This is a genomic window from Myroides pelagicus (genome assembly GCF_009711055.1).
Classification (GTDB): domain Bacteria; phylum Bacteroidota; class Bacteroidia; order Flavobacteriales; family Flavobacteriaceae; genus Flavobacterium; species Flavobacterium pelagicum.
Genome location: NZ_WMJY01000064.1, coordinates 1 through 6038, shown reverse-complemented (window position 1 = coordinate 6038; position 6038 = coordinate 1). Strand labels below are relative to the sequence as shown.

The window sequence follows — 6038 nt, the reverse complement described above, 5'->3', positions numbered from 1 at the left end:
GGAAACAGGAGATGACACAGTTTAAGTTACACTCCCGGTTTTTGAGTTAACCAACAAGCTCCTCTTATGAGGGGCTTGTTAATTTTAATTTTTCAAATTGTTCTAATTTATGATTGTTTAAAACTGAATTAATTGTCTTTATTAACTCATATTTATTTACATTATGTTTATCTTTTCCTGTTAAAACAATTTTTGAAATATTAAATTGAAACTCTGAATTCTTAAGGTTTCTAGTTCCTGGAAATTCAAACTCAATAACACATGTACCTTCATATCCTGCTTTTATGATTTTATATTTAAGTTTCAAAGACTTAAGTTGAATAAATGCATGATTTTCCTCTTTTTCTATAACAATATGATCTTGAAGTTTTTTTCCTCTTAAACTTAAATTATTTACATTATTCAAAAACTCTTGAATAGAAGTTTGTATTTTTTCTTCTTCTGTATCATCAGGTAAATCAGTATCAGGTAAAATATGTATATCAGTAACTTCTATAAATTCTAATGTTCTTGAAGAAATTTTTGTAAAAGAGTAAAAATAAGCAACTCTATTAATATTATCAAAACAGTTAAATAATATTCTTTCTATATTTTTATCTTTATTTAAAAACTTATTATTTTCAAGTTTTTCTTTAAAATCATCTAGAATTAAATCAATAACATCTTCAGATTCTCTAGATGTGAATTTTTTGGTAACAGTAAGATTATTGTTGTTGTTTTTAATATTAAGTGAAGCTGTATGATTGGACTCTCTACTAGACCATCCTTTAGTATTTGATGTTGTTTTAATTATAACTTCAACATTGATTTCTTTTTCCTTTTTGTCATATGCATAAGCAGGAACTCCTATTATTTCATAATTTGGAGTATAAGTTAACTTATCATCAAGTATCTTATGAATATCTAGATCAAAACAAACATCTACTAAGGGAACACCTTCTATTATAGGATAAAGAGTAGTTTTTACTTTATCTTTCTGTTCTTTTTCCTCATTCCTTTCTTGAAGTAATCTAAATTCATTAGGAGAGAGAAGTAATGACATCAAAATAGGAAAAGAGCTATTCTTATCATTATTTTGGACAATTATACCTTTCTCTCTTAGAATTTTACTTAAGAAAGCTTCTGTTATATAAGACTCTGATAACAGATCTTTTAACTCATTACCAAATGGAAGTATATTATTCATTATTTCTAAAATCTATTTTATGTTTAATTACTTTAACTTGACCTAAGAACTGACGATCTATAATATTTAAGTTATTTATTTCTTCTATAATACTACCATGTTCTAATTTATTATAGTTTGGGAATGAAATAACTGTCTTCTGAGTAGCTTGTATTTGATTAATATTTTTAGCTAGATTGATTAATGATATATAGCTATCTCTACTAAATTCATCTTTTATTAAAAAGTATAGAAAAATTTCGTTCTGATGCTCAATTCTTAAGGGTATAATATTTGAATTCAAATATATCAAAGGCATTTTTTTTCCAAAAGAAGATGTTTTACTAGATTGATTAAACCCAGTTTGAGGATAGAAGAAGTCTACTATATCATAATCCTTTTTTACTTGTAGTATGTTTTCATAAAGAAACTCAAGAGTATCATTATCAACTATTAATATTTTATCATAAACTTCATTATCAACATTTAATAAACTTTTTTTTATCTTATCCTTAATATTCCATTCAGTATCATTTTTATCTTTATTAGATATCCAAAAAATAATTCCTACATAATCTGTACTCTTACTTCCTTCTGCTAGTGGTGATTTATTAATAGCTATGGCTTTAGGGCTTTTTTTAAAACAATTAATTGTGTAGACTAACTCTCTAAAATAACTTGAAAACTTAGCTTCAAATGTTTTTAAAGTAGGATATTTATCAATTGTATGTTTTACTGATACTATTCCTACTTCTAAATTATTATCTTTTAAACTATTTACACCACTTACTAAAGCATCAATACCATGTGATACTCTCTTTTCTGCATCTCCTACAATATGCTTTGTTTCATAAATACAATCAACTTTTATATTAGATTCCATGTTATCATGTCCTATTACTTCTTTAAAGAATTTACTAACAACATCTTCTCCATGGTCACCACTAATTTTTGATATTTCACCCATAATCTTTTTATTTTTTATAAAATTACATTTTTTTTTTGCATTCTTTTAAACAAAAGAGAGTACACCACCCTATAACCTAGCCCCCCTTATTCTTGAGAAAGAAAATACCCCTCCCTGAATATATAAACAGATTTTTTTTTTGAGCCTATATAATTATCTATATGAATTTATATGCTAGATATATTTATTCTTACCTGTCCAATCTTCTTGTAGTTTATATCTTTTAGGGTTTATACATGTATTCTATCTTCTTAAGATACAGTTAATCTTACTTACTTGAAAGTTATATATATTGTTCTATTCTTCTTTAACTAAAAATAAGTCTACTTAGGTTAAAATATACTTATTTGTAACTGTAGCTAGTAACTCTTGTAACTCTTGTTATAATAACAATATACACTCTTTTTTTATAAGCTCCCCACACAAAGACCTCCACTTATCCTTGCAAGAGAAAATATCTTGTCCTTATTATAAAAATCAAAAGATGCATGTATTTAAGCTAATAGCTAAATGAGATATGTTTTAATCTTAGGTCTTTTATAGGGTATTTTTAACTCAAAAATTTAATATTATGGTAAGAATTATCAACTACAAAAAGAGACAAACAGAAGAGGGTAAAGAGTTCTGTGTTTTAGAAATTAGTGGTGGAATTGAAATGGTAAAGAGTAAAAACTCTAATCAATTCTATGCTATAGTAAAGAAAGCTTTTATTTCATCTACATTTGATGAAGATACATGTAAAGCTTTAATAGGTACAGAGATGTCAGGTAATGTAATTAGACAAGAATGTGAACCTTATGAATACATAAATAAGGACACAGGAGAGGTACTAATGTTAACTCATAGATACCAATATGTACCTGAAGAAGTAAAAGCACAAGATCAGTTCATAGATGATTTAATTAAAAATGGAGTATCTATTTAAATACTTTATTTATAAATACACCTGAACAGTAAAAGTTTAGGTGTATTTTATTTTTAGTGAGAATGAGTAGTTACCTAAATAGTTCTCTAAATACTTTTTTTCTGCAGAAGCATTAAATATGAAGATATAATATAATAGCTATTTATGTCAGTAGCTATATTTTAGTTAAGTTTTCTAAAGGCATTTCTAGTGCAGAAGCTATTCTATAAAGTGTAAAAATAGTAGGATTGGTTCTACCTGACTCTATTCTAGAGATATTAGTAGTATCAATATTTACCTCCATTAAACCAACTAATTCCACTTGAGATAATCCCTTAAGTTCTCTAGCTTGTTTTACATTTTTACCAATACTTTTAAGTAAATCTTCTTTATTCATACTTGACATATTTGACAAGCTCAAGGAAAGATTTATATTTGCTTAACTTAATGTCATATATGACAAGTTTTAATTTAATAACCTTACTTTTTTCAAAATGAAACTATATAATCAAAGATTATTTCTTTTAGTGCTATTTCTTGTTACTGTAGCAGGATACTCACAAAATAAAATAAACAGCAATACTAGAAGTGTACAATATCAGTTGTTTGTAAATTATGTTATTGATAAACAAAGTTTAGATTATTTTAAAGAGCCAATAACTAATGGTTTAATCAATACAACTTTATCTAATGATGCTAGATATGTTACAAACACATATAAATTGGCTGATGATGATAAATTATTAGTTAGTAAAGGTTTTATTAATGATAGAGTTGAGCAGGTGATATTTGTAATTATACCTGAACTTACTAATGGCAACATTACCTTTAATACATATAGTCATTTAATTAATTACTTTAATAAGACCTATAGTGTACAACAAGTTAGTAAAAATTGGAATAGAGGACTACTTAATATTGAAATGCAATTACAAGATGATGGTATAGCAATTTTAATCATATCATATATTTAATTGAATAATATTAGTTAATTTAACCTAATCATTTAAATACAAATTATTTAATCTAAATGAATAATAGAACCTCTAAAAATTTGTTTGAATCTCCTAGAGATTTAAATACACCTGAATTACCTTTAGAAGTGCAGAAGGAATTATCAGATTTAACTATCATTACAGCTAAAAGATTAGAAGAAGAATTAGGAAGACCTGCTACATTTGAAGATTATATTGCAGACCATATTAAACAAACTTCTTTTAAACAAGCAGAAGAATATTTTAATGGTAGAAAATATGCTTGGAATTTAATAGGTAGAGATACTTCTAATGCTGAAGCTGTATATGATAAGTTTTTTAAGAGAAAAGGTCAAGTTTTAGATATATCTAATGTTTATTCAATGATTGATGGAGTAGCTGAAAATAATAAGATAATTGAATCTGCTATAGCTTCTCAATATACTAATTCTGAAATATATAATACAGAAAGTAAATCTATAATAAAAGAGTCTTTATTATCTGATAATATAACTAATAACCCACATCCTAAAACATCAAGTTCTAAATGTGTGAAATGTAATTCAGATAAAGAACTATCAGAAGAATTATGTTCTAATTGCAAAAGTGACAAGAATCTAGATGATTTTTTATTTGGAGCAGTTTTCATATGGATATTAGGAGCTTCAGGTATTTTTGCATTAATCAGGTACTTAGTTAACCCTGAGATTTCTACAGAAGTAATTCTAGTTGTATTATTCATAGGATTTATTGTTGTAAATAGGTATTTAAGATCAAGAAAGAAGAAAAACTAAAAATTAAAATTATGAAATTAAAATTAATAGCATCGATACTTACTATAAATTTATTGTCTTTTGCTTGTAACAGGGTAAGTGAAAAGGATATAACTATCATTGATAATTTAGTTCTAGGTAAAAAGAACTTAGACTTTATAGAGCAATATGATTCACTTAAAATTCCTCATAAAACTTTTTTTGCAGGTCATGTATTTACAAGTATTGATGAACTTGGAACTAGCAAAATAATAAGGGCTTATAGTGACAAGTTTAATTTACTACCTCAAAGAAATATTAAACAATATGGTATTTATTTTCAAAGAAGTAATGAGGGGAGTGACTATATAGTAGAACTAGATGTAATGTTAGGCTTTGAAGGTAATGCTACACTTTTTGAAGAAGGTAGAATGATTGATGTAACTAAAGAGACTGGAATAAACAGTTTTATACAAGCTAATAGAAAAGATTTAATAGATAAAATTGAATCCCTACTAATTAAGAAATATGGCAAACCTGATGAAGTTTTAGTGGAAAATATTCCTTTTTACTCTATCAAAAATAACTTATTATCACCACATAATACTGAATACTCTTATAAAACAGAATTATTAGTATGGAATACTGACTACTTAGTAATAAGCTTTTTTAAAGGATTAGAAACCAATTCATACTTTTCTGAAGAAGGTAATTCTATGATTATGTTTGATAAGAGTCAAAGAAATGAAGAGTTAATCTCTAATGGGATTCAGTTTAATGAGTACCCATATATATCTTATAGACTGAATGATAAAACCATTAAAAAATTAAAGTTAGATGAAATTGATTTATAATGGAAGCATCTGAAATTTTAAAAGAGCTACCTAGGAACAATGATATTTCAACTGTTATACATTGGGTAAACAAAAATGAAAGTAAAATACTTCATTTAATTAATAAGAGTCCTTGTGGTAAATGGTTTAATAAATACCATAATCCAACATCCCATTTATATCCTTGTGTTTGTCCTATACGCATTAAATCCTGTATTATTATAGAAGCTTATTTTGAACTAAAATCTATTCTAGAAATTAATAAAAAAGAAACTTTATATAAAGAAGCAATAGATGAATTTACCTCTAACCTTTCAACCTTTAAGATAGAAGATTGGCTTTTTAAATATAAAGAATTTGAGGAGCTTTTAAACTTCTCTAATGAACTGATAATTATATATAATAATGGGAGTGTAACTTAAACTGTGTCATCTCCTGTTTCC

General features: G+C 25.9%; 8 protein-coding genes. 5 read left to right on the top strand and 3 right to left on the bottom strand.

Features of this window, described 5'->3' with window-relative positions:
• Positions 1-64: 64 nt before the first annotated feature.
• The gene (locus tag GJV77_RS14390) at positions 65-1186 is read right to left on the bottom strand and encodes a hypothetical protein (protein ID WP_155037027.1); all 1122 of its coding nucleotides are present in this window, start codon (positions 1184-1186) and stop codon (positions 65-67) included.
• The gene (gene gapS4a / locus GJV77_RS14385) at positions 1179-2132 is read right to left on the bottom strand and encodes a GapS4a family protein (protein WP_155037026.1); all 954 of its coding nucleotides are present in this window, start codon (positions 2130-2132) and stop codon (positions 1179-1181) included. Before gapS4a ends, GJV77_RS14390 begins: the two co-directional genes overlap by 8 nt.
• A 571-nt stretch (positions 2133-2703) precedes the next feature.
• Between gapS4a and GJV77_RS14380 the strand changes: the two genes are divergently transcribed.
• Positions 2704-3057, top strand: a complete 354-nt coding sequence (locus tag GJV77_RS14380) for a hypothetical protein (RefSeq protein ID WP_155037025.1) — start codon at positions 2704-2706, stop codon at positions 3055-3057.
• 154 nt (positions 3058-3211) lie between these two features.
• Here GJV77_RS14380 and GJV77_RS14375 read toward each other — a convergent pair whose 3' ends face one another.
• The gene (locus tag GJV77_RS14375; RefSeq protein ID WP_155037024.1) at positions 3212-3433 is read right to left on the bottom strand and encodes a helix-turn-helix domain-containing protein; all 222 of its coding nucleotides are present in this window, start codon (positions 3431-3433) and stop codon (positions 3212-3214) included.
• Between the two features lie 97 nt (positions 3434-3530).
• Here GJV77_RS14375 and GJV77_RS14370 point away from each other — a divergent pair, with 97 nt between their 5' ends.
• Genes GJV77_RS14370 through GJV77_RS14355 form a run of 4 tightly spaced genes read left to right on the top strand, consistent with a single transcriptional unit; the run spans position 3531 to position 6017 of the window.
• Positions 3531-4010 (top strand): hypothetical protein, encoded by a 480-nt coding sequence (locus GJV77_RS14370; protein ID WP_155037023.1) that lies wholly within the window; start codon positions 3531-3533, stop codon positions 4008-4010.
• Positions 4011-4066: 56 nt separating this feature from the next.
• Complete coding sequence (locus tag GJV77_RS14365) at positions 4067-4804, top strand: hypothetical protein (protein WP_155037022.1); 738 nt, start codon at positions 4067-4069, stop codon at positions 4802-4804.
• 11 nt (positions 4805-4815) lie between these two features.
• Positions 4816-5616, top strand: a complete 801-nt coding sequence (locus GJV77_RS14360; protein ID WP_155037021.1) for a hypothetical protein — start codon at positions 4816-4818, stop codon at positions 5614-5616.
• Entirely contained in the window at positions 5616-6017 is a 402-nt protein-coding gene (locus tag GJV77_RS14355; RefSeq protein ID WP_155037020.1) for a hypothetical protein, read from the top strand. Before GJV77_RS14360 ends, GJV77_RS14355 begins: the two co-directional genes overlap by 1 nt.
• Positions 6018-6038: the final 21 nt, after the last annotated feature.

Excerpts from the sequence above, each read along its gene's own strand:
- GJV77_RS14390 (WP_155037027.1), bottom strand. The coding sequence starts at position 1,186 with ATGAATAATATACTTCCATTTGGTAATGAGTTAAAAGATCTGTTATCA.
- gapS4a (WP_155037026.1), bottom strand. The coding sequence starts at position 2,132 with ATGGGTGAAATATCAAAAATTAGTGGTGACCATGGAGAAGATGTTGTT.
- GJV77_RS14380 (WP_155037025.1), top strand. The coding sequence starts at position 2,704 with ATGGTAAGAATTATCAACTACAAAAAGAGACAAACAGAAGAGGGTAAA.
- GJV77_RS14375 (WP_155037024.1), bottom strand. The coding sequence starts at position 3,433 with ATGAATAAAGAAGATTTACTTAAAAGTATTGGTAAAAATGTAAAACAA.
- GJV77_RS14370 (WP_155037023.1), top strand. The coding sequence starts at position 3,531 with ATGAAACTATATAATCAAAGATTATTTCTTTTAGTGCTATTTCTTGTT.
- GJV77_RS14365 (WP_155037022.1), top strand. The coding sequence starts at position 4,067 with ATGAATAATAGAACCTCTAAAAATTTGTTTGAATCTCCTAGAGATTTA.
- GJV77_RS14360 (WP_155037021.1), top strand. The coding sequence starts at position 4,816 with ATGAAATTAAAATTAATAGCATCGATACTTACTATAAATTTATTGTCT.
- GJV77_RS14355 (WP_155037020.1), top strand. The coding sequence starts at position 5,616 with ATGGAAGCATCTGAAATTTTAAAAGAGCTACCTAGGAACAATGATATT.